24 protein-coding genes and 5 tRNA genes are annotated in these 27,000 nt (G+C 65.1%); 5 read left to right on the top strand and 24 right to left on the bottom strand.

Annotation, left to right across the window (positions count from 1 at the left end):
* Positions 1-55 precede the first annotated feature (55 nt).
* From rpoB to ML540_RS05500, 24 genes are all read right to left on the bottom strand, one after another.
* Positions 56-4,159, bottom strand: coding sequence for a DNA-directed RNA polymerase subunit beta (gene rpoB / locus ML540_RS05620; protein WP_243359178.1), 4,104 nt, complete (start codon positions 4,157-4,159; stop codon positions 56-58).
* Positions 4,160-4,386: 227 nt separating this feature from the next.
* Positions 4,387-4,776 (bottom strand): 50S ribosomal protein L7/L12, encoded by a 390-nt coding sequence (rplL, locus tag ML540_RS05615; protein WP_243359176.1) that lies wholly within the window; start codon positions 4,774-4,776, stop codon positions 4,387-4,389.
* 28 nt (positions 4,777-4,804) lie between these two features.
* Positions 4,805-5,329: a 50S ribosomal protein L10 gene (gene rplJ, locus ML540_RS05610; RefSeq protein ID WP_243359174.1), complete on the bottom strand. Its 525-nt coding sequence runs from the start codon at positions 5,327-5,329 to the stop codon at positions 4,805-4,807.
* 124 nt (positions 5,330-5,453) lie between these two features.
* Positions 5,454-6,161 (bottom strand): 50S ribosomal protein L1, encoded by a 708-nt coding sequence (rplA, locus tag ML540_RS05605; protein WP_243359169.1) that lies wholly within the window; start codon positions 6,159-6,161, stop codon positions 5,454-5,456.
* A 13-nt stretch (positions 6,162-6,174) separates the two neighbouring features.
* Positions 6,175-6,600, bottom strand: coding sequence for a 50S ribosomal protein L11 (rplK, locus tag ML540_RS05600; RefSeq protein ID WP_243359167.1), 426 nt, complete (start codon positions 6,598-6,600; stop codon positions 6,175-6,177).
* A 42-nt stretch (positions 6,601-6,642) separates the two neighbouring features.
* Entirely contained in the window at positions 6,643-7,212 is a 570-nt protein-coding gene (gene nusG, locus ML540_RS05595) for a transcription termination/antitermination protein NusG (RefSeq protein ID WP_243359165.1), read from the bottom strand.
* Entirely contained in the window at positions 7,209-7,466 is a 258-nt protein-coding gene (gene secE, locus ML540_RS05590) for a preprotein translocase subunit SecE (protein ID WP_243359163.1), read from the bottom strand. The genes nusG and secE overlap by 4 nt, the downstream gene beginning before the upstream one ends.
* Before the next feature lie 20 nt (positions 7,467-7,486).
* Positions 7,487-7,562 (bottom strand) — tRNA-Trp (locus tag ML540_RS05585).
* Between the two features lie 16 nt (positions 7,563-7,578).
* Positions 7,579-7,728 (bottom strand): 50S ribosomal protein L33, encoded by a 150-nt coding sequence (gene rpmG, locus ML540_RS05580; RefSeq protein ID WP_173087255.1) that lies wholly within the window; start codon positions 7,726-7,728, stop codon positions 7,579-7,581.
* A gap of 3 nt (positions 7,729-7,731) precedes the next feature.
* Positions 7,732-8,925, bottom strand: coding sequence for an elongation factor Tu (gene tuf / locus ML540_RS05575; protein ID WP_243359159.1), 1,194 nt, complete (start codon positions 8,923-8,925; stop codon positions 7,732-7,734).
* A 65-nt stretch (positions 8,926-8,990) separates the two neighbouring features.
* Positions 8,991-9,066 (bottom strand) — tRNA-Thr (locus tag ML540_RS05570).
* Positions 9,067-9,100: 34 nt separating this feature from the next.
* Positions 9,101-9,177, bottom strand: a tRNA-Gly gene (locus tag ML540_RS05565).
* A gap of 59 nt (positions 9,178-9,236) precedes the next feature.
* Positions 9,237-9,322 (bottom strand) — tRNA-Tyr (locus ML540_RS05560).
* Between the two features lie 10 nt (positions 9,323-9,332).
* Positions 9,333-9,408 (bottom strand) — tRNA-Thr (locus ML540_RS05555).
* Between the two features lie 146 nt (positions 9,409-9,554).
* Positions 9,555-10,469: a hypothetical protein gene (locus tag ML540_RS05550; protein WP_243359157.1), complete on the bottom strand. Its 915-nt coding sequence runs from the start codon at positions 10,467-10,469 to the stop codon at positions 9,555-9,557.
* Complete coding sequence (locus tag ML540_RS05545) at positions 10,466-11,116, bottom strand: 4Fe-4S dicluster domain-containing protein (RefSeq protein WP_243359156.1); 651 nt, start codon at positions 11,114-11,116, stop codon at positions 10,466-10,468. Before ML540_RS05545 ends, ML540_RS05550 begins: the two co-directional genes overlap by 4 nt.
* 67 nt (positions 11,117-11,183) lie before the next feature.
* The gene (locus ML540_RS17760) at positions 11,184-13,499 is read right to left on the bottom strand and encodes a molybdopterin-dependent oxidoreductase (RefSeq protein ID WP_279343229.1); all 2,316 of its coding nucleotides are present in this window, start codon (positions 13,497-13,499) and stop codon (positions 11,184-11,186) included.
* A gap of 4 nt (positions 13,500-13,503) precedes the next feature.
* Positions 13,504-14,043 (bottom strand): cytochrome c3 family protein, encoded by a 540-nt coding sequence (locus tag ML540_RS05530; protein ID WP_243359151.1) that lies wholly within the window; start codon positions 14,041-14,043, stop codon positions 13,504-13,506.
* A 27-nt stretch (positions 14,044-14,070) separates the two neighbouring features.
* Positions 14,071-15,513, bottom strand: coding sequence for a mannose-1-phosphate guanylyltransferase/mannose-6-phosphate isomerase (locus ML540_RS05525; RefSeq protein WP_243359149.1), 1,443 nt, complete (start codon positions 15,511-15,513; stop codon positions 14,071-14,073).
* A gap of 21 nt (positions 15,514-15,534) precedes the next feature.
* Positions 15,535-16,140, bottom strand: a complete 606-nt coding sequence (gene rfbC, locus ML540_RS05520; protein ID WP_243359147.1) for a dTDP-4-dehydrorhamnose 3,5-epimerase — start codon at positions 16,138-16,140, stop codon at positions 15,535-15,537.
* Positions 16,141-16,148: 8 nt separating this feature from the next.
* Positions 16,149-17,087, bottom strand: coding sequence for a lipoyl synthase (gene lipA / locus ML540_RS05515; RefSeq protein WP_243359146.1), 939 nt, complete (start codon positions 17,085-17,087; stop codon positions 16,149-16,151).
* Complete coding sequence (gene lipB, locus ML540_RS05510) at positions 17,047-17,688, bottom strand: lipoyl(octanoyl) transferase LipB (RefSeq protein ID WP_243359143.1); 642 nt, start codon at positions 17,686-17,688, stop codon at positions 17,047-17,049. Before lipB ends, lipA begins: the two co-directional genes overlap by 41 nt.
* Positions 17,685-18,857, bottom strand: coding sequence for a small ribosomal subunit Rsm22 family protein (locus ML540_RS05505; RefSeq protein WP_243359141.1), 1,173 nt, complete (start codon positions 18,855-18,857; stop codon positions 17,685-17,687). Before ML540_RS05505 ends, lipB begins: the two co-directional genes overlap by 4 nt.
* Positions 18,847-20,475 (bottom strand): ASKHA domain-containing protein, encoded by a 1,629-nt coding sequence (locus tag ML540_RS05500; RefSeq protein WP_243359140.1) that lies wholly within the window; start codon positions 20,473-20,475, stop codon positions 18,847-18,849. The genes ML540_RS05505 and ML540_RS05500 overlap by 11 nt, the downstream gene beginning before the upstream one ends.
* 429 nt (positions 20,476-20,904) lie before the next feature.
* Here ML540_RS05500 and ML540_RS05495 point away from each other — a divergent pair, with 429 nt between their 5' ends.
* From ML540_RS05495 to ML540_RS05475, 5 genes are all read left to right on the top strand, one after another.
* Positions 20,905-21,546: a C40 family peptidase gene (locus ML540_RS05495; RefSeq protein WP_243359133.1), complete on the top strand. Its 642-nt coding sequence runs from the start codon at positions 20,905-20,907 to the stop codon at positions 21,544-21,546.
* Positions 21,547-21,653: 107 nt separating this feature from the next.
* On the top strand, positions 21,654-22,661 hold the full coding sequence (locus ML540_RS05490) for a hypothetical protein (RefSeq protein ID WP_243359132.1): 1,008 nt from the start codon (positions 21,654-21,656) through the stop codon (positions 22,659-22,661).
* Complete coding sequence (locus tag ML540_RS05485; protein ID WP_243359131.1) at positions 22,658-23,848, top strand: sensor histidine kinase; 1,191 nt, start codon at positions 22,658-22,660, stop codon at positions 23,846-23,848. Before ML540_RS05490 ends, ML540_RS05485 begins: the two co-directional genes overlap by 4 nt.
* A gap of 53 nt (positions 23,849-23,901) precedes the next feature.
* On the top strand, positions 23,902-25,449 hold the full coding sequence (locus ML540_RS05480) for a sialidase family protein (RefSeq protein WP_243359130.1): 1,548 nt from the start codon (positions 23,902-23,904) through the stop codon (positions 25,447-25,449).
* A 6-nt stretch (positions 25,450-25,455) separates the two neighbouring features.
* Entirely contained in the window at positions 25,456-26,583 is a 1,128-nt protein-coding gene (locus ML540_RS05475) for an acyltransferase family protein (protein WP_243359129.1), read from the top strand.
* The last annotated feature ends 417 nt before the right edge of the window (positions 26,584-27,000 follow it).

The raw sequence follows: 27,000 nt of genomic DNA, 5'->3' as shown, positions 1-27,000 counted from the left end.
GTTACCCTCGTTACGGTTGTGGGTCGTCCGTTTTCTCGTCTTTATGTCGAACCGGCTAGCGCCGGGTGGTGGCTTTGACCTTCTTCTCTTCCTGGATCAGGTCCACGTCCAGGCCGAGGCTCATGAGCTCCTTGACCAGAACGTTGAAGGACTCGGGGAGCCCGGCTTCCAGGAAGTTGTCGCCCTTGACGATCTTCTCGTACATCTTCACGCGTCCGCCCACGTCGTCGGACTTGACCGTGAGGAACTCCTGCAGGAGGTACGAAGCGCCGTAGGCTTCCAGCGCCCACACTTCCATCTCGCCCAGACGCTGGCCGCCGAACTGGGCCTTGCCGCCCAGGGGCTGCTGCGTCACCAGCGAGTAGGGGCCGGTGGAACGGGCGTGTATCTTCTCGTCCACCAGGTGGTGCAGCTTCAGCATGTACATGATGCCCACGGTGACGGTGCGGTGGAAACGCTCGCCGGTGCGGCCGTCGTAGAGCTTGGCCTTGCCGTCCTCGGGGAGTCCGGCCTTGGTGAGCCATCCCCAGATTTCCTCTTCGCTGGCGCCGTCGAACACCGGGGTCTTGCACACGATGCCGCTGCGCAGCTTCTTGACGGCGGTGACGAACTCGTCGTCATCCAACTCGTCCACCAGCTTGTCGGTAAGCGGGGACTCGAAGGTGAGTTTCACCTGCTCGCGCAGGTCCTTGGTGTGCAGGCCCTGGTCCACCATGTTCGACAGCTGCGTGCCGAGCTCCTTGGCGGCCCAGCCCAGGTGGGTCTCCATGATCTGGCCGATGTTCATACGCGAAGGCACGCCCAGGGGGTTCAGCACGATGTCCATGGGGGTGCCGTCCTCGAAGAACGGCATGTCCTCGGCGGGCAGGATGCACGACACGACGCCCTTGTTGCCGTGGCGGCCGGCCATCTTGTCGCCGACCTGGAGCTTGCGCTTCACGGCCACGTACACCTTGACCATCTTGATCACGCCCGGGGGCAGATCGTCGCCTTCCACGGCCTTGCCGCGCTTGGACTCGTAGATGCCGCGCACGAACACCAGCTGGCGCTCGTAGGCTTCCAGGATGTCGGCCACCTTGTCGTTGACGTCCTTGGACGCGAACAAGTTGGCCAGCTTCTTCACCGGCACGGTCTCGAAGATCTCGGCCGTAATGGGGTGCCCGGCCTCGACCAGCACCTCGCCCTTCTTCTTGCCCATGAGCGACTGCCCGATGGACTTGCCCTGGGCGAACTCCCAGATCTTGGCCCGGGTCTGCTCGGCGATGCCGGCAATGTGCAGGGTTTCCTTGACGTCGATCTTGTTGAGCTCGGCGTCCTCGATCTGCTTGGTGCGGTCGTCCTTCTCGCCGGAGCGGCGGTTGAACACCCGCACGTCGATGACCGTGCCCTCGATGCCCGGCGGCACCTTGAGGGACGTGTTTTTCACGTCGCGGGCCTTGTCGCCGAAGATGGCCCTGAGGAGCTTTTCCTCGGGGGTCAGCTGCGTCTCGCCCTTGGGAGTGATCTTGCCGACGAGGATGTCCTCGGGCTTCACCTTGGCGCCGATGCGGATGATACCGCACTCGTCGAGGTTCTTGAGCATCTCCTCGCCGACGTTGGGGATGTCCCGGGTGATTTCCTCGGGTCCGAGCTTGGTGTCCCGGGCCACGACTTCGAACTCCTCGATATGCATGGAGGTGAAGACGTCTTCCTTCACCACGCGCTCGGAGATGAGGATGGAGTCCTCGAAGTTGAAGCCGCACCAGGGCATGAAGGCGACCAGCAGGTTCTTGCCCAGGGCAAGCTCGCCGTCGCGGATGCCCGGGCCGTCGGCCAGGACGTCGCCCTTCTTCACCTTCTGGTTGACCAGCACGCGGGGCTGCTGGCCGAAGCAGGTGTTCTGGTTGGACTTGTGGAACTTGAGCAGTTCGTACGCCTTGACTCCGCCGGACTCGGGCGACACGCCGTTTTCGTAGCGCACGATGATGCGCTCGCCGTCGGCGTAGTGGACCACGCCGTTTTCCTCGGCCAGCAGGCACGAGCCGGAGTCCTGGGCCACCGCGCCTTCCATGCCGGTGCCCACCAGGGGCTGGTCGCAACGGATGAGGGGCACGGCCTGGCGCTGCATGTTGGAGCCCATGAGCGCGCGGTTGGCGTCGTCGTGTTCCAGGAAGGGGATCAGCGCCGCGGACACGGACACGATCTGGCCCGGGGACACGTCCATGAGGGTGACCTGCTCGATGGGAACCGAAAGCTGGTCGCCGCGGATGCGTCCGGACACGAACGGGGTCTTGAAGTTGTTGTTTTCGTCAAGCTCGGTGCTTGCGGCGGCGACAACTTCATCGATCTCGCGCGAGGCGTCCATGTAGACCACTTCGTCGGTGACGTGGTTCCCCTTGACCACCCGGTAGGGCGTCTCGATGAAACCGAAATCGTTCACCTTGGAGTAGGTGGTCAGGGAGACGATGAGGCCGATGTTCGGGCCTTCAGGCGTCTCGATGGGGCAGATGCGGCCGTAGTGCGAGGTGTGCACGTCGCGCACCTCGAAGCCGGCGCGCTCGCGGGTCAGGCCGCCGGGGCCAAGGGCCGAGAGGCGGCGCTTGTGGGTGACTTCCGAGAGCGGGTTGGTCTGGTCCATGAACTGCGACAGCTGGGAGGTTCCGAAGAACTCCTTGAGGACCGCGGCCACGGGCTTGGGGTTGATCAGGTCGTGGGGCATGAGCGTGGCCACTTCCTGCAGGCTCATGCGCTCCTTGATGGCCCGCTCCATGCGCACCAAGCCGATGCGGTACTGGTTCTCCACCAGCTCGCCCACGGGGCGCACGCGGCGGTTGCCCAGGTGGTCGATGTCGTCGGCCGGGCCGTGGGAGTCCTTCAGGAACAGTAGATGCTTCATGGCCTTCAGGATGTCCTCGTTGGAGAGGGTCCTGAAGTCCAGGGGTTCGCTCACGCGAAGGCGCGCGTTCAGCTTGTAGCGTCCCACGGGGGAGAGGTCGTAGTAGTCGGCGCTGCGGAACAGGTTCTCGAAGAAGTTGGCGGCGATCTCCGGGGTCGGAGGGGAGCTCGGGCGCAGGCGACGGTAAATCTCCACCTGAGCGGCGGACTGGTCCAGGGTCTTGTCGAGCATCAGGGTGTCGCGCAGCGAGCTGGACACGTCCATGCCCCGGGTGAACAGGGTGGCGATGGACTCGACGCCCTGCTCGCGCAGGCGTTCCAGAAGCTCCACGGTCAGCTCGTCGCCGGCCTCGGCGATGAGTTCCCCGGTCTCCTTGTCGGCGTAGTCTTGGGAAATGAAGAGTCCGGCCAGGGACGCGGGGTCCACTTCGATCTTGGAGATGCCCGCTTCCTGCATGAGACGCCAGGCGCGCTTGGTGATGGGCTTGTCCACGCCCACGATGAGCTTGCCGTCGGAGCCGGACACGTCGGCCCAGGCCTTTTCCTTGCGGTAGAACTCGGGCTTGATCTCGCGCAGGACCTTGGAGCCTTCCAGGCTGTAGTGCTCGATGTCGTAGAAATAGGAAAGGATATCAGTCTTGGACATCCCCATGGCCTTGAGCAGGATCGTGGCGGGCATTTTCCTGCGGCGGTCGATGCGGACGTAGAGGATGTCCTTGTGGTCGAAGTCGAAGTCGAGCCAGGAGCCGCGCATGGGAATGATGCGGCAGGAGTACAGCACTTTGCGCGAAGTGTGGGTCTTTCCGGAATCGTGCTCGAAGATGATGCCGGGGGAGCGCTGGAGCTGGTTGACGATGACCCGCTCGGTGCCGTTGATGATGAAGGTGCCCTTCTCGGTCATCAGGGGGACGGTGCCGAAATAGATCACCTGTTCCTTGATGTCGCGGATGGTGCGGTTCTCGGTCTCCTCGTCCACGTCGTAGACCACGAGGCGGACCTTGATGCGCAGCGGGGCCTCGAAGGTCAGGCCCTTGGAGATGCATTCGGGAACGTCGTACTTGGGCTCGCCGATCTCGTAGTTGACGTATTCGAGGCTGGCGGTCTTGTTGAAGTCCTCGATGGGAAAGACGGAACGGAACACGCCCTCGAGGCCGGCGTCGGCGCGCGAGGCGGGAGCAATGTCGCGCTGCAGGAAGAGCTCAAAGGAGTCTACCTGCAGGTTGAGAAGATGGGGGATGGTGACGGAATCGTCGACCTTGCCGAAACTCTTGATCAACTGGGCCATTTTTTCCTCGAAGAGAAGAAGTGGTGTTGACCCGCCGGGTGATGCCGGCGGCCTTCACGTTGGTGTCCCGGGGTGGTGCCGGGCTGGCCTGGGCCTCGCCGCCCTATATGTCAACCCGCTGAAATGATTGGATTTCTACGGGATTATAAATGAAAGCACGAAAGAGCGCACTCCCCCCTTGGCGGGGGGTGCGCTCTTTCGGCGTCGATGAAGTACCTTGCAACAAGTTACTTAATTTCGCAAGTGGCGCCGGCTTCCTCGAGCTGCTTCTTGGCATCCTCGGCATCAGCCTTGGCCACGCCTTCCTTGATGACGGAGGGCAGGGCGTCGACCTTGTCCTTGGCTTCCTTGAGGCCCAGGCCGGTGAGAGCGCGCACGACTTTGATCACGTTGATCTTGTTGCCGCCGGCGCCGGTGAGGACCACGTCGAACTCGGTCTTCTCCTCGACTTCGGCAGCGGCTTCGCCAGCGCCGGGCATGGCCATCATGGGCATGGCGGCCATGGGGGCGGCGGCGGAGACGCCGAACTTCTCTTCGAGTTCCTTGATGAACTCTGAGAGCTCAAGCACGGTCATATTGGAAATGAAATCGACAACTTGCTCTTTGGTGATGGACATGTGGTCTTCTCCTTGAGTACGCTTTGGCTTAAGCGGCTTCTTTTTTGTCTTTCAGGGCCGTCAGCACGTTGAGCACGCCACGCATGACGTTGGCCAGGACGGACACGAAGTTGGTGGGAACTGCGTTCATGGTTCCGAGCACCTGGGCCAGCAGCTGAGGCTTGCTGGGCATGGTGGACAGGGCCTTGACGCCGTTCTCGTCGATCACCTTGCCCTGCAGGCTGGCAAAGCGAATGACGAACTTCTTGTTCACCTTGGCGTAGTCCACCAAGGCTTTTGCGGCCGCAACCGGGTCTTCATACCCGAAGGCAACGGCGCATTGCTCTTTGAACTTGTCCTTGATTGAGTCGTGCGGGCCGTCAGTCAACGCGATCCGGGCCAGGGTGTTCTTGACCACCTGGTAATCCACTCCGCTTTCGCGCAGCTTCACACGCAGGCCGGTCACTTCTTCCACCGTCAAGCCCTTGAAATCGGTGACCACGGCAATGCTCGCACGTCCGGCCCGATCTTTGATTCTCTCAATGATCTCGGCTTTCTCTTCGCGAGTTTGCAAGGTCTGCCTCCTCCAACGGTTATAAGGTGGAAGCAAGCCAAAGCGTCATGCCTCGGCGGGAAATTAAGGGCAACATGCCCACCCGCTTTCTTTGACTTACTTCCGGAAAAACGATTTCTAAAAACTAGCCTTCCAGGAACTTCTTCACTTCAGCCGGGTCGATCTTGAAGCCGGGGCCCATGGTGGTGGCCACGGCCAGGGACTTCAGATAGGTCCCCTTGGCGGCGCTGGGCTTAAGCCTGATCACGGCGTCCAGAAGAGCCTTGAAGTTGTCCAGGATCTTCTCGGGACCGAAGCTCTTCTTGCCCAGGGGGGCGTGGAGCACGCCGGCCTTGTCGACCTTGAACTCCACGCGGCCGGCCTTGAGTTCCTTGACCGCGTCGGTGACGTTCATGGTCACGGTGCCGGTCTTGGCGTTGGGCATGAGGCCGCGGGGGCCGAGAACGCGCCCGATCTTGCCGACCAGGGCCATCATGTCCGGGGTGGCCACGGCCTTGTCGAAGTTGAGCATGCCGCCCTGGATCTGTTCGACCAGGTCCTCGGCGCCCACGATGTCGGCACCGGCGGCTGTGGCTTCGGCGGCTTTGTCGCCCTTGCAGAAGACGGCCACGCGGATGGTCTTGCCCAGGCCGTGAGGCAGGGTGACGGCGCCGCGCACCATCTGGTCGGAGTATTTGGGATCGACACCCAGGCACATGGCCACGTCCACGGTCTCGTCGAACTTGGCGGGGCCGGCCTGGATGGCCATCTTCACGGCGTCGGCCAGTTCGAGCTTGGCGGCCTGGTCGATTCCTTCAACAGCGTTGCGGTATTTCTTTCCGTGCTTGGGCATGGTGTGTTTCCTTCTAGCTCACCACGTCCAGACCCATGCTGCGAGCAGTCCCCATGATGGTATTCATGGCGGCGTCCAGGTCTTTGGCGGTCATATCCTGCATCTTGAGCTTGGCGATCTCTTCGATCTGGGCCTTGGTCACCTTGCCCACCTTGTTCTTGTTGGGCTCTCCGGAGCCCTTCTCGACCTTGGCGGCCTTGACGAGCAGCACCGAGGCGGGCGGGGTCTTGGTGATGAAGCTGAAGGAGCGGTCGGCGTACACGGTGATGACCACGGGGATGGTCATTCCGATCTGGTCCTGCGTCTTGGCGTTGTACGCCTTGCAGAACTCCATGATGTTCACGCCGTGCTGGCCCAGGGCCGGGCCCACCGGAGGCGAGGGGTTGGCCTTGCCGGCGGGGAGCTGCAGCTTGATTTTGGCGACTTCCTTCTTAGCCATGGTAGTGTCGTCCTTTCATCGATCAACGGACTTGTCGGTCCGCTAGTTTTTTGTCACCTGAACGAAATCGAGCTCGACGGGGGTCTGGCGGCCGAAGATGGACACGGAGACCTTGAGCTTGCCCTTGTCGTAGTTCACGTCCTCGACCAGGGCGTTGAACCCGCCGAACGGGCCGTCGATGACCCGCACCTCGTCCCCGCGGTCGAAATGGAACTTGGGACGGGGCTGTTCCTGGCGGCTTTCCATCATGGAGAGCACGCGCTCGGCTTCGGAATCGCGCATGGGGGTCGGGCGGTTCTTGCCGCCGACGAACCCCGTGACCCGGGGAATCTCCTGCACCAGGTGCCAGGAGGCGTCGTTCATGACCATCTTGATCATGACGTACCCGGGGTAGAACTTTCTGGTGGAGGTCCTTTTCTCGCCCTTGACCAGTTCGATGACCTTTTCCGTGGGCACGACCACTTCCTCGATGGCTCCGTCGTCCTGACCGGTACGCATCATCTCGCGTATGGTCTGCTCCACCCGGTTCTCGAAACCGGAATAGGTGTGGACGATGAACCAACGGGACTTGGTCTGGCTGTCCGGAAGAGTGTCGTTCGTGTTTTCGGTCATGACAGGACGAACTCGATCAGTTTGGAAAGCCCAAGGTCCACGACGCCCAGGAATATGGTCATCACGACCACCAGGACGACCACGGCCACCGAGGTTACCATGGTCTCCTTGCGGGTGGGCCAGGTGACCTTCTTGATCTCCACCTTGGACAGTTCGAAGAACTCTTTGAGTTCCTCGACCTTGCCCTTGACCGAGGAGGCGGCGGAGACTTCAATCTCCGCCGCTTCGCCGGATTTTCCCTTCTTCGTGGCCATGTGTGTGCCTACCAGAAATATGGCAGGGCAGGAGGGATTCGAACCCACAACCCTCGGATTTGGAGTCCGATGCTCTGCCGTTGGAGCTACTGCCCTGCGTTATACAACCCGGTTATTTCGCTTCGCGGTGAACGGTGTGCTTCTTGTCCCAGGGACAATACTTCTTCACTTCGAGGCGGCCGGTCGTATTCTTCTTGTTCTTCTCGGTCGCGTAGTTCTTGCGCTTGCACTCGGTGCACTGCAAGATGATGTTCAAGCGCATATGTTACTCCACGATTTCGGTCACGACGCCCGCGCCGACGGTGCGGCCGCCTTCGCGGATGGCGAAGCGCAGACCGATTTCCATGGCGATGGGGGCGATGAGCTCGACGTTGAAGGTGGCGTTGTCGCCGGGCATGACCATCTCAACGCCTTCGTTGAGGGTCACCACGCCGGTGACGTCGGTGGTGCGGAAGTAAAACTGCGGGCGGTACCCGGAGAAGAACGGGGTGTGGCGGCCGCCCTCTTCCTTGGTCAGGACGTACACCTCGGCCTTGTACTTCTTGTGCGGGGTGATGGAACCGGGCTTGGCCAGAACCTGGCCGCGCTCCACGTCCTCGCGCTTGATGCCGCGCAGCAGCACGCCCACGTTGTCGCCGGCCTGGCCCTGGTCCAGAAGCTTGCGGAACATTTCGACGCCGGTGCAGGTGGTCTTGGTGGACGCCTTGATGCCCACGATTTCCACTTCCTCGCCGACCTTGATCACGCCGCGCTCCACACGACCGGTCACCACGGTGCCGCGGCCGGAGATGGAGAACACGTCCTCGATGGGCATCAGGAACGGCTTGTCGATGTCGCGCTGCGGCTCGGGGAAGTAGGAGTCGCAGGCGTCGAGCAGCGCGTAGATGGGAGCGGCATCGGCGCTCTTGGGATCGTCGGACTCCAGGCCCTTCAGGGCGGAACCCTGAATCACCGGGATGTCGTCGCCGGGGTAGCCGTACTTGGTCAGCAGCTCGCGCACTTCCAGCTCGACCAGTTCCAGCAGCTCGGGATCGTCCACCAGGTCGACCTTGTTCAAGAACACCACCAGGTGGGGCACGCCGACCTGACGGGCGAGCAGGATGTGCTCACGGGTCTGGGGCATGGGGCCGTCGGTGGCCGCGACCACCAGGATCGCGCCGTCCATCTGGGCAGCGCCGGTGATCATGTTCTTGATGTAGTCGGCGTGGCCGGGGCAGTCCACGTGCGCGTAGTGGCGCGTGGCGGTCTGGTATTCCACGTGAGCGGTGGCGATGGTGATGCCGCGCTCTTTTTCCTCGGGAGCCTTGTCGATCTGGTCGAAGGCCACGTACTCGCCGAAGCCGCGCAGGTGCGACAGCTTGGTGATGGCGGCGGTCAGCGTGGTCTTGCCATGGTCGATGTGACCGATGGTGCCGATGTTGACGTGCGGCTTGGTGCGCTCGAATTTGGCCTTACCCATGGTAATCCCCCTCAAATGGTCGTTCAGTGTGTGGCTGCCGCCAGTTGTTTTATAAGAAAAATTTATGGAGCCCACGACCGGATTCGAACCGGTGACCTCTTCCTTACCAAGGAAGTGCTCTACCTACTGAGCTACGTGGGCCTTCTTCAAGAAGCGAGGCCGGTGGGATGCGACGTGGAGCGGGAAACGGGACTCGAACCCGCAACCCTCAGCTTGGAAGGCTGATGCTCTAGCCAATTGAGCTATTCCCGCGTCTTATCCGCAGTCCGAACGACGGTCTCCCATCTCCTGCGCTTCATTCTCGTATCAAGTGGTGGTGGGGGGTGGATTTGAACCACCGAAGGCTGACGCCGACAGATTTACAGTCTGTTCCCTTTGGCCACTCGGGAACCCCACCAAATTTTCCCTGGAGCTGGCGAAGGGACTTGAACCCGCAACCTGCTGATTACAAATCAGCTGCTCTACCAGTTGAGCTACGCCAGCCGCCAAGACGGGGAGGATTAGCCCAAACTGCAGGGTAACGCAAGGACTTTTTGCCCTTTCGGAAAGTCCCTTCCAAACTCAAAGAGCGACGGGCTAACTGACAGAGGAATGCGTCCTTGTCAAGCGCCGGAAATGAATTCGTCGAATTATTTCGGGTCGTCCGGCGCGGCCTGAGGCGAGCATTTCACGCAACACCTGATCATGGCTGCGAAAAATCCGCATCCCAGGGCGAAGGCCAGGACCAGCCAATCCTGCGCGGTGGGGGCCATAAGGCGTTCGTTGGCCACGGGGAGGTTGATCGCCACCACTCCCAGGCAACAAGCGGCCTCGGCCCAGGGCACGAACCGGGGCTTGTGCTTCCACCCAAGCGCAACAAGAAGCACCACTCCCAAAACTCCCGCACAGACAGCTTTCTGCACCTGGGAGCCTGAGGACATCAAAACCACCAGCGCACCAAGATAGCCCGCCGACCGCAGGAGCTTCCACCTGGCCGCCAGGGGAATAACGCCCCGGCTTGTCAACGCATGGAAGGACACCCCGCCCAGAACAGCCGCCATTGAACCCAGGCCGCCAAGCTGCGACGCCAGAAGCAGAAACGCCAAGCACCCTATTGCGGCCGCCGTGCGGCGAAGGAAGCCTCTCGCCCCGCCCCCCGTAAGAAGAGTCGCAAGACATGCCACGAAAGAGCAACCGATCCATACCAGCGGGTGCGTTGGATTATTTCGGCTCAACTCCAGAAGAAACCAGGATCTGAGCGGCTGACCTGCCATGGCCAGCGCTAGGATCAGGGCTGCCACGTACAACCCCATCCCGAAAGCATGGCTGCGCGGCAAGGCGGACGTGAAAACCGAGTCCTTGTCCAGCGCGACAAGCCCCCTGAGGATGAAGAAGCCTCCCCCTAGTGCCAACGCCATCTTGGCCGCCGCCAGCCACAGGCCGGGCTGTCCGTCGCCGTCCAGGGCGCACAGCCCGAGCCCCTGGGTCCAGACCGGCATCATGGCGAACCAGCCCAGCACGCCAAGGGCCAGGGCGGCCATCCAAGGCAGACCACGGCGGATCATTCCGGCTTCTCCCGCATCCAGGCCCGCCTGGTCACGTAGAACACCTGTGGCGCTGTCGTCTCCCTGGGCAGCAGAACGAACGCGTCCAGCCCCTGGCGCAGCTTCTCCACGTCCCCGAACCTGATGGCCCCCGTGGGGCAGGCCTCGGCGCAGGCCGTCGTATAGCCCTGCGCCCCGAAGAGCAGCAGCCGGTGCGAGCACAAGGTGCACTTCTCCACTACGCCCTTGGGCCGCACCGAGGCATACGGCGTAAGCGCCTCCTCCAGTCCGCGCGGCCAGGACGGATCCGTCCAGGTGAAGCGGCGCACGCCGTAGGGGCAGGCCTTCATGCAGGCCCGGCAGCCGATGCAGCGGGCGTAGTTCTGGCTCACGATGCCCCCCTGCCCGCTCTTCACCGTGGCTCCCACGGGGCAGGCTTTCACGCAAGGCGGCTTGCCGCAGTGCATGCAGGGCTTGGGCAGAAAGACCGCTTCGGATTCCGGAAATGCCCTGGCGTTGTCGCGGGGCTCGACCGTGATCCAGTCGGATGGTCGGCCCTGCGCTGCGGCGGGAGGAATATTGTTCTCCAGACGGCAGGCGCTGACGCAGACCCCGCAGCCGGTGCAGCGGTCCAGGTCGACGACCATGCCCCAGGTCACGGCGTTCATGTCCGCCCTCCCCTGATGCGCAGGCTTGGAAAATACTGGAGGCGGCAGGCGCCCGCCATGGCGGCTCTCATAGGCGCTCCACCGTGACCCGGCATCCCGCCCAAGCCTGCAGGCCGGTCCCCGGCTCGGGCAGCGTGGACAGGGCGCTCCGGACGTTGCCGCCGATTCCCTCACCAAGGCCCAAAAGCATGGCGGCGTGGCCGTCCATGACCGATTCGTCCAGAGCCACCACGGCCTCCAGGTGGCCGAAGGCCCCTGCGAGCTTCACCCTGTCGCCCGGCTTCACCCGCGCCTTGAGGGCGGTTGCGGCGTTGATCCGCGCCACGGAAACTCCCGGCCGGACCGCATTGCCGGAGGCTCCAGCGGGCGCTCCGCCATGTCCGGGGGGGAGCGAGTCCAATATTCCCGTGATCCAGCGCGGAGCGAGGGCGGTCAAGGATTGCACGAGCACCCCGTCCCCCCCACCCGTGGTCCGCTGGCTGGCCTGGGGCGCGAGAACAAGCGGCGCGCCCAGGTCCACGGCCTCAGGGGCCAGGACCTCGGCCAGGAATTTCGCTCCACAGGCGAGCTCGGCCTTTTCGTGCCCGGCGGCCACCCACAGCTGGCCGTCCAGGAGCCCCCGCCACAGGTCGGCCTCGGGCGCGGGGCGCGGCTCCCCTGCCAGGACCTTCCACGGCGGCACCGAGCGCGCCACGTATCCCTTGCCCGCCTCCAGGCGGGCCGAACGCTCGCGCAAGGCTTGACGGAAAGAGGATATCCCGAGCGGCCGCCCCAGACGCTCCGCGATGTCCAGGAGGACGTCCCCGGGATGGCGCGCGTCGGCCAGGGACCGCGCGATGGGCCGGGCCAATCCGTAGCAGGCGAAGGCCAGCCCGTAGGGAGTTGAGACGTCGTCCCAGCGCTCCAGCGGCATGGGTGCGGGCAGAATGAGGTCGCACAGGCGCGCCGAGGCGTTCATGCGCGCGGTGAAAGCGGCCTTGAACCTGGCCTGCCCCACGGCCCGCGCGGCCAGTTGCGCCTCGGGGAGACAGGCAGCCGGATCGGATTCCACCAGCAGGAGCACATCCGGAGCGGAACGCAGCCCCAGGGCGACGTCCTTGAACCGGCCGGAAAGGTCCAGGCTCCGGATCATCGCAGGCGTGAGCCGGGACAGCCAGGGGCCGGGATGGTCCCAGGCGCTCCCGCTCCCGGCGGCCACGGCTTCGGACGGCGACGCCTTGGCCGGGGCGGCTTTCTGAGACGCAACGGTCGGGGCGTCGTGCGGGACCGTCACCTCAAGCGCGGGCGACCACCCTTCCCCGCCGGACTTGTTCAGGTATATGCCGCCGGGCCTGTTCACCCGCCCGGTCATCACCGAGAGGGCCAGCCCGGCCACCATCGGGGCCAGCCCCAGCCCTTCGCCGCAGGGCGAGCCGGGCACGGGCAGCGCTCCCGAGGCGACCTCCGAGGCCGCGCGGCGCATGGTCTCGGGAGCCAGACCGGTCAGGCGGCGGATCTCCTCCGGCCCGAATCGGGCTCGCGCCAGGGCGATGAAATCGACCAGGTCCGGAGCCTTGCCGGTGATACGCCCCAAGTCGGCCAGGTGCCAGGCCAGCCCCATGGCCAGGGCGGCCTCCTGGCCTGCGGGCAGGGGATGCCACTGGCGGCACAGGGACGCCGAGGCGCCGCGCACCGGGCCGAAAAAGGCCGAATAGGCGCCCTCCCGGCCGGACCAGGCTTTGCGGAAGCGGGGGGAGGCGGGCATGGATTCGAAGGCGTCCGCGCCCAGAAGCACCAACCCTGGAGCGTTGTCCAGGTCGTATCCCGGCTGCCCCGATCCGCCCATCAGGGCCACAGCCGCCCGGGCAGCGGCCGCCTCGCTCGGCATGGTGAAATGCCCGTCCGGCCCGAAGCGCTCCATGAAGACGGCCAGCAGGTCCGTGAGCGTGCCTTCCCGGGCCGGTCCCACGGCCAGCACGCTCCCCTGGGCCTGCGAAATCCTCTCGGCCAGCGTGTCCAGGGCTTGGGCCCAGGACACGGGCTCGAACTCCCCCGAAGCGTTTTTCAGAAGCGGTCCCCGGATGCGGGAGGGATCGTGCAGGCGGTAGGCTTCGGCCTGGGCGGGGGGGGTGATCGCGCCCTGACTCAGGGGATGGCCGGGATTGCCCCGCACGAGCATCGGCTTGCCGTCCACGGTGAGCACCGAGACGCCCATGCCTGATGGGCAGGCAAGGCTGACGGTGGTCGTCTGGCGGACCACGGAACGTGAAAGCCCAGGCAGCCCGGGCATGTCCTGGCTCATGCGGGAGAGGTCGCGCGCGGCCTCCCAGGCGGCGGGGCCCGCCGCCGCGCCCACGGCTACGCCCGCCGCCAGCCCGAGGAACTCCCTGCGCTTGAATCCCATGGAGCTACCTGTGGCAGACGACACAGTCGTCCGCGGCCCGGCTCGATTGGTGGCAGGCCCGGCAGCGGGCCATGGGCATGGTCCGGCTCAGGTAGCCGGATATCCTGTTGCGCTTGAGTTCGGGATAGTCCTCGCGGGCCATGTCCGGATGGCAGGAAGCGCACCCGGCCGGTTTCCCCGAGAGGTGCGGGGCGTGGGGGAAATACACGTGGTCGGGCTCGCGGACCATGGACAGCCAGGGCACGTCCTTGTGCTTCTTGACGTACTCGCTCACCAGCTTGTCCGCTTCCTTCTCGTCCTCGCTTCGCCCGCCAGTGGGATCGGGATGGCACCCGGCGCAGACCTCGATCGAAGGAAATCCGTTGAACGCGCCGCCGGGCGCGTTCGCGTGGCAGGCGGTGCAGGCCACGTCCTGCCTGGCGTGGACCGAATGGCTGAAGCGGATGGGTTGGGTGAGCGCCACCCAGGCCAGCCTGGGGTAGCCGAGCCAAGCCGCCGCGAGCCCGGCCGCAAGGCCGGGGAGAACCCACTTCCAAAGCCTCACGGCGACCGTAATCCGACGGAGGCGGCGCTAGACGGCGCAGCCGGGCTTGGCGTTACGGCCGTAGACGTCCTCGAAGCGGACGATATCGTCCTCCTCCAGGTACGGGCCGGTCTGGATCTCGATGATCTCCACGGGCACCTTGCCAGGGTTGGACAGGCGGTGGGTGGAGGTCTTGGGGATGTCCACGGACTGGTTTTCCGTGAGCAGCATCTCCTTGTCGTCGATCTGCACCAGGGCCGTGCCCGCCACGACCACCCAGTGCTCGGAGCGGTGATGGTGCATCTGGAGCGAGAGCTTGCCCCCGGCCGGAACCTCGATGCGCTTGATCTTGTAGTGCGGGCCTTCCTCCAGCACCGTGTAGCTGCCCCAGGGCCGGCGCACGGTGACGTGGGCGTTGACCAGCTGGCTGCCCTGCTCCTTGAGTTCCATGACCACGTCCTTGACGCGCTGGGACTCGCTGCGCGGGCAGACCAGGGTGGCGTCGCGGGTCTGGACCACGATCATGTTCTCGACGCCCACGCAGGCGAGCTTGCCGCCGTGGGAGATGAGCAGGTTGTCCGAACAGCCCTGGGCCATGACGTCGCCCTGCACGGCGTTCCCGCCTGCGTCCTTCTGGCCCATGCGGTAAATGGCTTCCCAATTGCCCAGGTCGTCCCACACGAAGCGGGCCTCCACCACGGCCAGGCGGTCCATTTTCTCCACCACCGCGTAGTCCACGGAGATGTCCGGGATGGTGCCGTAGCCGCAGCCCAGAGGGGATTCCTTGCGCCTTTCCCACCACTCCCAGAACACGGGCTGGAAGCGGCGCACGGCGTCCAGGAAGGCACTCGCCGAGAACACGAACATGCCGCTGTTCCAGTAGTACTCGCCGCTCTTCAGATAGCTTTCCGCCGTGGCCGAGTCGGGCTTCTCCACGAAGGAGCGTACGGCAAAGGCGTTGCCGCCCAGGGCGTCACCCTTGCGGATGTAGCCGTAGCCGGTCTCGGGCTTGGCGGGCTTGATGCCGAAGGTGGCCAGGTAGCCGTCGCGGGCCAGGGGCAGGGCCTCGGCCAGGGTGTCCAGCCAGTCCCCGTTGGACTCGATCATGTGGTCCGAGGGGAAGACGGCCACCAACGCCTCGGGGTCCTGGTCCACGATCTTGTCCAGGGCCAGCATGATGGCGGGCAGGGTGTTGCGCCCCTGGGGTTCGGCCAGGGCGCCCTTCTCCAGGGTGGGGTCGAGCTCGCGCAACTGGCCGCGCACCTCGAAGACGTGCTCCTCGTTGGTGACCACCCATACCTGCTCGGGGGAAAAGGCCTCCAGGGCGCGCGACACGGTGCGCTTGAGAAGCGTCTGGCCGCCGTCCAGGGAGAGCAGCTGCTTGGGCAGGAGCGTGCGCGACAGGGGCCAGAGCCTGGTGCCGGAGCCTCCGGCCAGGATGACGGCGTGGCAGGAGGAGAACTGTTTTTTATGAGCGTCGGGAGCGGTCATGGTGCGTGGCCTCGCGGGAGGTTAGCCTTCGTAGACGAAGGGGGATTTGAAATCCTTGAAGCGGCCAAGCTGGGCGTCCTTGGGCGAGAGGATGGGGTCGTGCGCGCCCCACTCGATGCCCAGGTCCGGATCGTTCCAGATGATTCCGGAGTCGCAGTCCGGGGCGTAGACGTCGTCCACCTTATAGAGGAACTCCACGTCCGGGGTCAGCGTCAGGTAGCCGTGGGCGAATCCCTTGGGCACCAGCAGTTGCAGGAAGTTCTCGCCCGTGAGCACGAAGGACTTCCACTGCCCGTACGTGGGCGAGCCCGCGCGCAGGTCCACCACCACGTCCAGCACCTCGCCGCGCGTCACGCGCACCAGCTTGGTCTGGGCCCTGGGGGGGAACTGGAAATGCAGCCCGCGCAGCACGCCCTTGTTGCGGGAGTATGCGTGGTTGTCCTGCACGAAACGTATGTCGATGCCCCGGGCCTCGAACGCGGCCTGGTTGTAGCTCTCCATGAAAAAGCCCCGTTCGTCCTTGAAGACCTTGGGGGCGTAAAGCCAGAGTCCTGGAATGCCTGTGGCCTGAAAGCCCACGTCGTCACCTCCCTTGGGCGCGGATGAATCCCGCGATGTGTATATCATACGGCCCCTCACGGCAACCGGCCCTCGGCCAGCAGGCTCGAAGCGTCGTGGCTGGAGCGCACCAGGGGGCCACAGTACATCACCGGGATGCCGAGCGTCCGGCCGAGTTCGGCCACCTCGTCGAACTCCTCGGGCGGCACGTAGCGGACCACCGGCAGGTTGCGCCGCGACGGACGCAGGTACTGCCCCACCGTCACCATGTCGCAGCCGATCCCGGCCAGGTCCGACAGCACGCGCGCCAGCTGCTCGCGGGTTTCTCCAAGCCCCAGCATCAGTCCGCTCTTGACCCGCGCCCGGCCCGAAGCCTTGGCCCGGGCCAGCAGTTCCAGGCTGCGGGCGTACACGGCCTGGGGGCGCACCGTGGAATACAGTTCCGGCACGGTCTCCAAGTTGTGGTTGAGCACGGAAGGATTCGCGTCCAGCACCACGGCCAGGGCCTCTGCGCTGCCCTGGAAATCGGGGATGAGCACTTCTACCCCCACTCCCGGCCCGGCTCCCGAAGCCGCTTCGGGTCCGGCAGCGGCTGCGGAAAGCTCACGCCGCACGGCCCGGATGGTGGCCGCGAAATGGGCGGCCCCGCCGTCTGGAAGATCATCGCGGGTCACGGAGGTGATGACCGCGTACCTGAGCCCGAGCTTGTTGGCGGCCAGGGCCACGCGATCGGGCTCTCCGGGATCCACGGGGGAGGGCGAGCCCGGTGTGATGTTGCAGAAGCCGCAGGCGCGCGAACACACTCCGCCCAAAATAAGGAATGTGGCCACTCCCTTGCCGAAGCATTCAGCCATGTTGGGGCAGCGGGCCTGGCGGCAGACGGTGTGCAGCTCCTGCCCGGCCACCACCGAGGCCGTCCCGGCGAAAGCCTGCCCCATGGGGGGCTTCACCTTGAGCCAGGAGGGCAGGCGCGGGCTAGCGGGCCGTGACGGACAGGAAGGCTTGGACGAGGGCATTCTTGACTCTCCCGACGTCCGCCTCATCGGGGGAACGTCCCAGGTGCTCGAGTTCTCGGGCCACGGAGGTCATCTCCACCCCCGGCAGCCCGCAGGCTGTCACCAGCGAAAAAAGCGACAGGTCCGGCCCGGCGTTCAGGGCCAGGCCGTGGTAGCTCACCCAGCGGCGCACGCCCACACCCACGCTCGCGATCTTGCGCGGCCCGGTCCAGACGCCGGGCCGCCCGGGATAGCGCCCCGCCGGAACGCCGAGCATGGCCAGGGCGTCGATCCCGGCCTGCTCCAGGTCGCTAAAGTAGCCCTTGAGTCCGCCGGGCCTGCGCGACAGGCGCATCACCGGATAGATCACCGCCTGTCCCGGGAAGTGACAGGTGACGTTGCCGCCCCGGCTGGCCTGCTCCACGTCGATGCCCGCGGCGCGAAGCTCCTCGGCCGGACGGCTCAGGAAGGCCTCGCCGCCGTGGCGGCCCAGGGTGATCACCGGATGGTGCTCCAGCACGAACAGCCGCTCCTCGCCTCCGGCCAGCACGTCCTCCACGGCGGCCACCTGCAGGGCCAGGGCCTCGGCGTAGGAGATCAGTCCAAGATCGACGACCTTCACCGGCCTTGCCCCTCGGGCTCGGGCGCAACCGGGGTCAGCCACGCGCCGCTCTTGGAGTCGCGCTTGTCCGGCGCGGGGAACTTCGCATCCAGGAGCGCCCCGGGCACCAGCCCGCGAGGAGCCCTGGGGAAGCTCATCAGGCGAAGGCCCTCGGCCCCGCAGGCGTAGGCCCCAAGCCCCGTGGGCAGGGCGAAGCGGTGCGACACTGTGCGGTAGCGGGCCGGATCGTAGACGGGCTCGCCCGCGCTCATGTGCAGAAAGCTCAGGCTGGCCCGGTCCTTGTCCAGCTCGGCCTGCTTGGTGATGCTCGCCAGCCAGTCCGGCACGCCCTCGGCCGGAAACACGAAATGGCACCAGGAGCGCCAGCGCGGGGCCAGCATGGGGCAGGGCTCGGCGTGGGTGCAGGGGGCCAGGGGAGACACCCCCTCCTCGATGATGAGGTCGCGCAGCCGGGAAAGAAGCTTGCCGCCCAGGCGGGTGCCGGGTTCCACCAGCATGAGCCTGCCCTCGCGATCCAGACGCGACAAGAGCATTTCGCAGATGCGCTCCAGGGCCTCGTGGCCCTCCTCGCCCCTGCCCCTGGACAGCTCGTTCAAAGCGTTGGCGGCCATGACCACGTCGCAGGGCTCCTGGGGGGCCTTGTGGGCCGGGGCCTGGATCAGCTCAATGGTCCAGGCCCTGCCCTCCTCGCCTGTAAGGGCTTCGAAGAGGTCGCGGCCGGCACGCAGGGCCTGTCCGGTCTGGTCCACGCAGAGAAAACGCAGCTTGCGGGTGCGCAGCCGGGGGCGGGAAATCCACAGGGCCTGGGCCAGGGTGAGGGGGCCTGAGCCCAGGTCCAGCACGGTGGCCCCGTCCGGGATATCGAAGTCCAGCCCGGTGAACAGGCGCGAGAGGCGGTAGAGGTTCCAGGGCAGGAAGTAATAAAGGTATGCGGACAGGTTGGCCGGGCTCGCCAGGTAGTTGGCCTGGGGGCCGGGGCCGCGCTCGGCCGTGAGCGCAAGCGACAGGCGCTTCACATCGCCCGGCAGGCCCGCACGGTGCTTGGGCTTCAAAGGGTGCACGGCCTCGAGGGCCTTGCGGTATCCTGCCAGGGCCGCGACAAGGGGCCCGGAGGGCCTGGGGAAGAGCGGCGCGGCGCGGAGAATCTGCCCGGCTTGATCACCTGACATGGGAGAACCTCATGGAATCCATATAGATCTGTTGAAAATCCGGCCGGGACACGACGTCCACCAGCCGCGTCCGTCCGGGCAATTCCGCCAGCCAGCGCCGGACGTCCTCGCGCGCGGCCGCCAGGCAGGCCCCCTCCAGGGAGGTGTTGCCCACGGCCCGGACCCTGGCCGCTCCGCCCGGCGGGAAGAAGCCAAGGGCCTCCAGATCGGCCGCCTGGACGTGCTCTCCCAGGGCTCCAGCCAGGAGCACCCCGGTGAGCGAGGAAAAATCAAGCCCGGCCTCGTCCAGCAGGATGGCCACGGCCGAGGCGTAGGCCGCCTTCACCTTGAGCAGGGCCTCCACGTCCGTGGCGTAGAGCCTGAGGCCGCCTCCCAAATCCAGCGACGGTTGGCCCTGGCCGCGCGCAAGCCCGGAGAGCACCCGCGCCGCGAGCGGCGATGCGGCCTCGGGCGCAAACCGACCGGACGCGTCCACCACGCCGAGCGCCAGAAGCCTGGCCAGCAGGCTCACGTAGCCCGTGCCGCACACGCCCCGTATGGGCGCGCGGGGCGAGGAGCCCAGGACGGCCGCGTCGAGCCCGCCCTGGCCGCCCTTGCCAAGGGCGCGCGGCGGCTCCCCATCCTTATATGCACCTACGTACGGCACCGGGGCAAGCCCGGCCGGAGACACCCCGTAGGCCACCGTAGCGCCGGGACCGGCCATCATGCCGTTCGCCATGCCCACGCCTTCCAAGGCCGGGCCCATGGGGACGCTGGCCACCAGCACCCGTCCGTCCGGGAGCGCCAGGGCGAATTCGCCGTTGGTGCCCAGGTCCGCCAGCAGGTAAGGGGGCACGGGGGGCCGGGCGGAAAATTCCAGGGCAGCAATCCCGGCGCTCACGTCCCCGCCCACGAAAGGCGCGAGGAGCGGCGGGATGTAGACCTCGGGGAGCCCCCCGTCAAGGCGGGCCTTGCCGCCTCCGGGCCAGTCCAGCCGGTAGGGAGCGCGGGCAAGCCCCGAGACGTCAAGCCCCAAGGCCAGATAGGTCATGCAGGTGTTGCCCGCCAGACAGATTGAACCCGGGACGGCCCCGGTTTCGGCCAGCACCCCGCGCACCATCCGAACCACGGCCTCGCGCAGCCGCGCCGCGCCGAGGGGAACCCGCGCCAGGGCCAGGCGCGACATGACCTCGGACCCGGCCCCCAGCTGCTCATTGAGGAACGAGCCCGAAAGCCGCCCGGTCCGGCTCAGGCAGCGCCAGTGCACGGACGTGGTGCCCAGGTCTATCCCGAGGAAGGTCCCGGCAGGGGCGTCCGGGAGCGCCCCCGGTTGGTCCGGCGTTCCCGGTCCGCGGGAGACTTCCACCTTTGAGCCCGGTTGCGGGGGCCGCCTGCAGGACAGACGCCCTCCCTCGTCCAGGCGTGCGGAGGAAAGGATCTCCCGCTCCTCGGGGAGCGGCTCCGGAGCCTGGGCGAGGAACCGGACCCGGCACAACCCGCAGCGCCCGGCGCCAGAACAGAGCGGCCGTCCCTGGAAGGCCCCGGCCATGTACAGATGCTGGGCCAGGGTGAGTCCGGGTTCGATAGATGCTTCGGTCTCGGCTCCGCTGTTTTTCCAAGTGATTCTGAACGTGTTCATCGTATTGCGCGAGGATGCTTTCGGGTGTTTAAAATCGCAAGCCCTTTTCCCGACGAGGCAAAAGACAAACATTAAAAGATACACTTTTAGTTTTATTTCGCAACAATCATTTATCCTTTCATTTACGCATGTTATGTTTTTTTGTCCACAATCCCTGGAAAAACCCTGGACAATTTATTTTCAGCCGACTAGAGACGACCTCAAGGCAAGATCACTAAGCGAGGCTCCCGGCTGGGGTTTTTCCCGAACGACGCCGCCCCCGCACGACCGCCCAATCGAAGCGGACACAGATTCCGCAGGGCGTTACCACCGAGAATCTTGCCCATAGTCCCGAGTCCAAGACCTGCTCAAAACGACGCCTCACGGCGCTGTCTGGACTCGCTACCAGCAACCTCAGCAACTGACTGAACATAAGGAGACGAGGAAGAGATGCTACGCACCACACCCCTTGCCCCCTGGATGACCATGCGTGTCCTGATCGTATGTGCTCTCCTGATGGCCACGACCGCATGCGGATCCAAACAGTATTCCTCTCGCCAAAACATCGCCGACAGCCAACAGCCTTCCGAAAATCTCGCCGCCTCCTTCGAACCTGCCTCCCCCTTCCTGCACTTCAGCGGCAATAATTACTGCGCGCTGCCCGTGCCCGGAGTGGTGGCCGGCTCCAAGAACCCCTTCGAGCTCTCCGGCCTGACCGGAACCGCCACACACCAGCGCCTGGTGGCCCTGGCCTTCAGCCAGATCGGCACGCTGTACCGCGCCGGCGGAACCGAACCCGGCACCGGCTTCGACTGCTCCGGATTCACCACATGGGTCTACAGCAAGCTCGGCGTCAACCTGCCCCGCAGTTCCCGTGAGCAGTTCATGGAGGGCAAGGTCATCGCCAAAAGCCAGCTCAAGAAAGGCGACCTGGTCTTCTTCGGCAGCAAGAAACGCATCACCCACGTCGGCATCTATCTCGAAGACAACAAGTTCATCCACAGCTCCAGTTCCGGAGACACCGTCAAGATATCAAGCCTGGACGAGCCCACCTGGGAACGCAAGTTCACTGGCGCGCGTCGGGTCTTCTAGCATTCTTCCGGCATAAGCTGAAAAGGGCGGTGGCGTGATGCTTCCGCCCTTTCCTTTTGCGGGGCCTTGAGCTAAATGAGATCAAATCCCATGCATTGGTAAGCGGCATGGCCAGCTCGAAAAAGAAAAAGAAATCATCCTATCCCCGCAACATCCTGGCTTTTTTGGCAGGAATCGCCCTTCCGGCGTGCCTCGCCCTCGGGTGGCACTCGGCATACGGCCAGCAGGACTCCTCACGTCCCCCGGTCAGGCATGCCTCCCTTGACCAGAAGACCTCCGCTCCCGTCCAGCAGGCGGCCGAATCTCCCGGCGAGGAGGCGGCCGAGATGCGCCACGTGTTCGCCACGGCGGTCCACAAGCCCACCCTGGACAGGCTCGACCAGCTCAAGAAGATGTGGCGCAATTCGCCCAAGGTCTCGCAGATCATCGACGAGCGCCGCCAGCGCCTGCTCTCCCTGGATCAAGCCTACAGCGATTTCATCCGCAAGGACGTCCTCGCCCAGATGTCCCGGGCGGGCGTTTCCTTCGAGGATTCGCAATACTTCGTCTACGCCGACCGCAACCCTTCGGCCCAATTCATCTCGGTGGGATTCTACGACGCCGGAAGCGGCCGGATAGAAATCCTGGGCGTGGACCTCATCTCCTCGGGCAACATCGAGAAGGGCGGAGACTATTTTGAAACGCCCATCGGCGTGTTCGAGAACATGGTGGAGAACTTCTCCTACCGGGCCCTGGGCACGCCCAACCAGGACGGCTGGCGCGGGCTCGGCGCCAAGGACAGCCGCGTATGGGACTTCGGGGACCAGAAAGGCATCAAGAAATACAAGAACGGCAACACGGTCAGCCAGATGCGCCTGCTCATGCACTCCACCGACCCTGACAAGGGCGAGGCGAGGCTTGGCCGCACCGACTCCAAGGGATGCGTGCGCATTTCCCAGGGGCTCAACCGCTTCCTGGACACCTACGCCATCCTTGACCGCAACTACGAGGAATGGGCCAGAACCAGGCCGGACTCCTGGTTGCTCAAGAAAGACCGCAAGCCCGTTGCCTATCCGGGGAAGTTCCTCATCATCGGCGACTCCTCACGCGGCGCGCAGGCCCAGGCCGCGCCATGAGCCTCCTTCCGGGATCGATGGTCAAACTCGACTCGGACGGCTGCCCCGCGCACCCCATGCGCATTCTTTGCGTCGATGACGAACCGGCCTTGCGCCTGACGGTTCAGGCTTTCCTGCAGGACATGGGGCATAGCGTCGCCACGGCCCAGGACGGCATGCAGGGGCTCGAACTGATCCAGGCCGAGACTTTCGACGCCGTGCTCCTGGACCTGGCCATGCCCGGGATGTCCGGCCTTGCGGTGCTCGAGAGGGCCGCCGCCCTCAAGCCCAACCTGCCAGTGGTGGTTGTCTCCGGCACCGGCAACATCCACGACGTCATCGCGGCACTTCGCCTGGGCGCCTGGGATTTCCTCACCAAGCCCATCGAGGACATGGCCATCCTGGTCTATTCACTGGAGAAGGTCATCGAGCGGGCCAGCCTGATCCGGGAGAACCAGCTCCACCGCGAGCGCCTGGAAGTGCTGGTGCGCAAGCGCACCCAGAAACTCCGAAAGGAGATCGCCGAGCGCAGATCCGTGGAGAAAGCCCTGCGGATTTCCCTGGCCGAGAAGGAAGTGCTCCTCAAGGAAGTGCACCACCGGGTCAAGAACAACCTCCAGATCGTTTCAAGCCTGCTCTCGCTTCAGTCCCTCAAATATGACGAGAGCCTCGCCGCGGCCTTTCTCGACAGCCAGGCCCGGGTGCGGGCCATGGCCCTGGTCCACGAGAAGCTCTACCGCTCGGGCGACCTGAGCCGCATCGATTTTCCCGACTACCTGCGCCAGCTCTCGACCTTTCTGCTGCAGGCGTACCGCCCCAAGGACAAGTCTGTCACCTCGGACATCGAGTGCCGCGACCTATGCCTGCCGGTGGACTTTGCCATCCCTTGTGGGCTCATTGTCAACGAGCTGTTCACCAACAGCCTCAAGCACGCCTTCACCGGACGAACGAGCGGCGTCATCCGTCTGCGCGCCTCGCAGGAAGGGTCCGAAGCCCGGCTCGTGGTTGAGGACAACGGCGTCGGCTTTCCGCCTGATATCTCCGTGGACGCGGCCGACTCCCTCGGCTTGCAGCTGGTGACCAACCTCACCCATCAACTCCGGGGAACGATGGATGTGGTCTCGGACGCTTCGGGTTCACGGTTCACCTTGCGCTTTCCCATCCCTGCGCCCCGCTCGGTTTTGTCCACCACCCGCGAAACGCCCTGAATTTTGACATTGCCGGTGATTGCGGGCACATGCACTCACTGGAGGGATTTTCCATGCCAAGCTTAAGCGGCGACCGGTCCCGGCACGTGGCCATCGACGCCCGCCCCGGGCACTACCTGTGCTTTCCGGATGTCCGTACGGTAGGCGGCGGGCGCCTGCTCTGCGTCTACCGCCAGTCGGACAAGCACGTGGCCGACCGGGCCGACCTGCTCTTCACGGTGAGCGACGACCTGGGGCGCACCTGGTCCTCCCCGCAGTACCTGAACGCCGCCGTGGGGCACTGCCCGAGGGTCACCCACCTGGAGGATGGCCGGATACTGGTCATCGATGACCACTCCCAATGCCAGTTCTGGAGCATCGACAACGCGCGCTCCTTCCACCGCGCCCCCTACACCGGTGCGTACATGCCCCTGCCGGACCGTGTGGTCCCCCTCTCCCCAGGGCACTTCATCACCACGGCCCACACCCATCGGGGCGAGCAGGCCATGCCCAAGATCCGCCAGGCCCCCTCGGAACAGCTGGTCTACGCTTCGAGCAACCAGGGTGCCTCCTGGCGGCCGTATTCCGTCCTGGCCTACGACCCCAACCTGGTGCTGTGCGAGGCGTCCATGACCCGGCTGCCCGACGGGCGATTGCTGGCGCTCCTGCGCGAGAACTCCTTCGTGTTCGAGCCCATGTACTTCTGTATAAGCCATGACCAGGGCGCGACTTGGACCGACCCCAAACCTACGCCCGTGGCCGGCCACAGGCCCACGGTGGGAGTCACCCCGTCGGGCAGGCTCCTGGTCACCTACCGCAACGTGGGCCCGGACGGCGGCACGGCCGCCTGGATGGGCACCCTCGACGAACTGGACCACGACTATGAGGTTCACGGCCTGCACCCGTCGCCGGGCAATCCTCTCCTCACCCCGGAGGGCCTGCTCATCGAGAACGATCCCGGCCTCTCTCATGCCGTGCGCTATGCCCTGCGCCCCATGAGCGACCCCGAGCGCGCCCGGGCCGAACTCACCGCCGAGCTTCTGGTGGCCGAGGCCCAGGAGAAAGCCTGCGCCATCCATTTCGCGGGCTGGTGGCGCTTCTTCCCTGACCGCATCATGCCCCCGGGCAAGGATACCCCGCCCATCCCCGTGGAGCCGGGCCAGCCCGTGCGCATCACCCTGCGCTACGCCCCCGGGCAGGTGGAAGCCTCGGTGAACGGCCACGCCGCCGGGACCTACCCGGCCGATGCCCGCGCCGCCGAAACCCGGGCCGTCATCTTCGGCAACGCCGCGACCCAGGAGCAAAACGGCGGGAGGCACCTGTGGAAGAGCGTCTCGCTGTCCATCAGCGAGCCCCGCTACGACCGGGAATACTCCTGGCGCTGGGCCCCCTCCCAGGGGCTCCCCGACGCCTACGTCCTGGCCCGCGTGCTGGAACTGGCCAACGACCGCCAGGCCAACCCCGGGGACTACGGCTACTCGGGCTGGGACGTTCTTCCCGACGGACGTTACTTCTGCGCCTTCCACCACGGCGGAGGCGACCTGCCCGGCTACGAGCCCGGCCGGTCCAGCCACGTTCGCGGAGCATGGTTCGAGGATTCCGACTTCACCCCAACCCCGTGAGGCCACATGAGCAGCCAAGCCCCCGCCAAGCGAAAAACCCTGGGACAGATCGAGGTCATGCGCGTCGTGGCCGTGACCGGCATCTTCCTCTACCATCTCTGGTCCGACGTGCCCCTGGCAGGAACGCAGAACCCCATGGGACCAGCCTTCGGAGCCATCCTGGCCCAGGGCTGGATGGGCGTCATCCTCTTCAACATCGTCACCGGGTTCGTGCTGACCCTGCCCTTCGCCGGTCCCGGCGGCAGGCCCATGCCCGGCTACTTCACCTTCCTCAGGCACCGCTTCCTGCGCATCTGTCCCAACTACTACATCGGGCTCGTCTTCTGGACGCTGGTGGCCATAGCCGCAGGCAAGGCCGGGGCCAACCTGCTCGGCTCGTTCACCCAGCACCTCTTGTTCGTGCACACCCTCAACCCGTCGGTGTTCTTCGACATCGTCCCGGCCTACTGGTGGATGGGGCTTCTGGCCCAGTTCTACTTGGCCTATCCTCTGCTCTGGGGAGTGTTCGAGAAGCTCGGCACGCGCAAGGCGGGCATGGTGCTGGTGGGCGGCTGCTTCGGGCTGTGGGCTCTGCTTGAGGTGCTGGCCAAGCTCTTCCCGGGTTCGGCTTTCGCCATGTGCAACTACCTCTTCTACTTCAACCTGCCCTACCGCCTGGGCGAGTTCGCCCTGGGCATGTACCTGGCCAGGCTCTGGCGCGATCCGGCTGCCAACCCGGTGCTGGGCCAGGGGCTTTCCCTGGGCCAGGCCTTCGGCGGCAAACGCCTGGCGGCCTGGATCGTCCTGGCCGTCCTCACTGCCTGGGGCCTGGCGTTCGGGGTGCCGTCCTTCGTGCTCCTGGCCACGCACCTGTACTGGCTGGCCTGCGTGACCTGCGTGGGGCTTCTGTTCTTCTTCTCCGACACCATGGACTCCCTCGGCACCTGGGGGCCCATCTCCAAGTTCGCGGCCGCGTCCTACAGCATCTACCTCATGCACCAGCCCATCCTGGACTACGCCTCGCGCCTGGTGGCCCCGGCCATGGACCCCTTTCCTGCCTTCATCTTCCTGACCGGCGCGTGCGGGCTCCTCTCGATCCTGGCGGCCAGGATCACGGACTCTCTGGTGGCCAAAATCAACGAAAAGATCGGCTGAGGTCCTCCTTCCGCGTTTGAAGGCGGCCGCCCTCCGGGGCGGCCGTTTTTATTGGATCCCCCCTCAGGCGGGCCTGTCCGGCGCGGCGCGCCTTGGGGTCTGTTCGCCCCGGATGGTTTCTTTTTCGAAAAACAGGTAAAATCGCCGGTTTTGGCATCCTGTGTAAAAAATGCGTAAAAAGGGTGGAACAGGGCCTGAATTCGGGCTATTACCACCCCGGTGAGCCGTCGCGGAAGCCCCGCAAAGGGGTCCGGAGGGGATAATTCAGCCGGAAAATCAATTTTAGGTTTTTTACTCCCTTTACATTGCCCGGCGACTAATTTACATTATTGAAAATGACGACGGAAAGAAGCGGGAAGAAAATATCGACAGGTCCTGCTTGGCGGAGCAATCCACAATTTTGCACCTGTCGCAGCG

The sequence above is a fragment of the Fundidesulfovibrio terrae genome (genome assembly GCF_022808915.1).
GTDB classification, from domain to species: domain Bacteria; phylum Desulfobacterota; class Desulfovibrionia; order Desulfovibrionales; family Desulfovibrionaceae; genus Fundidesulfovibrio; species Fundidesulfovibrio terrae.
Note: the sequence above shows the minus strand (reverse complement) of the source record. Positions and strands in the feature narration are given on the sequence as shown.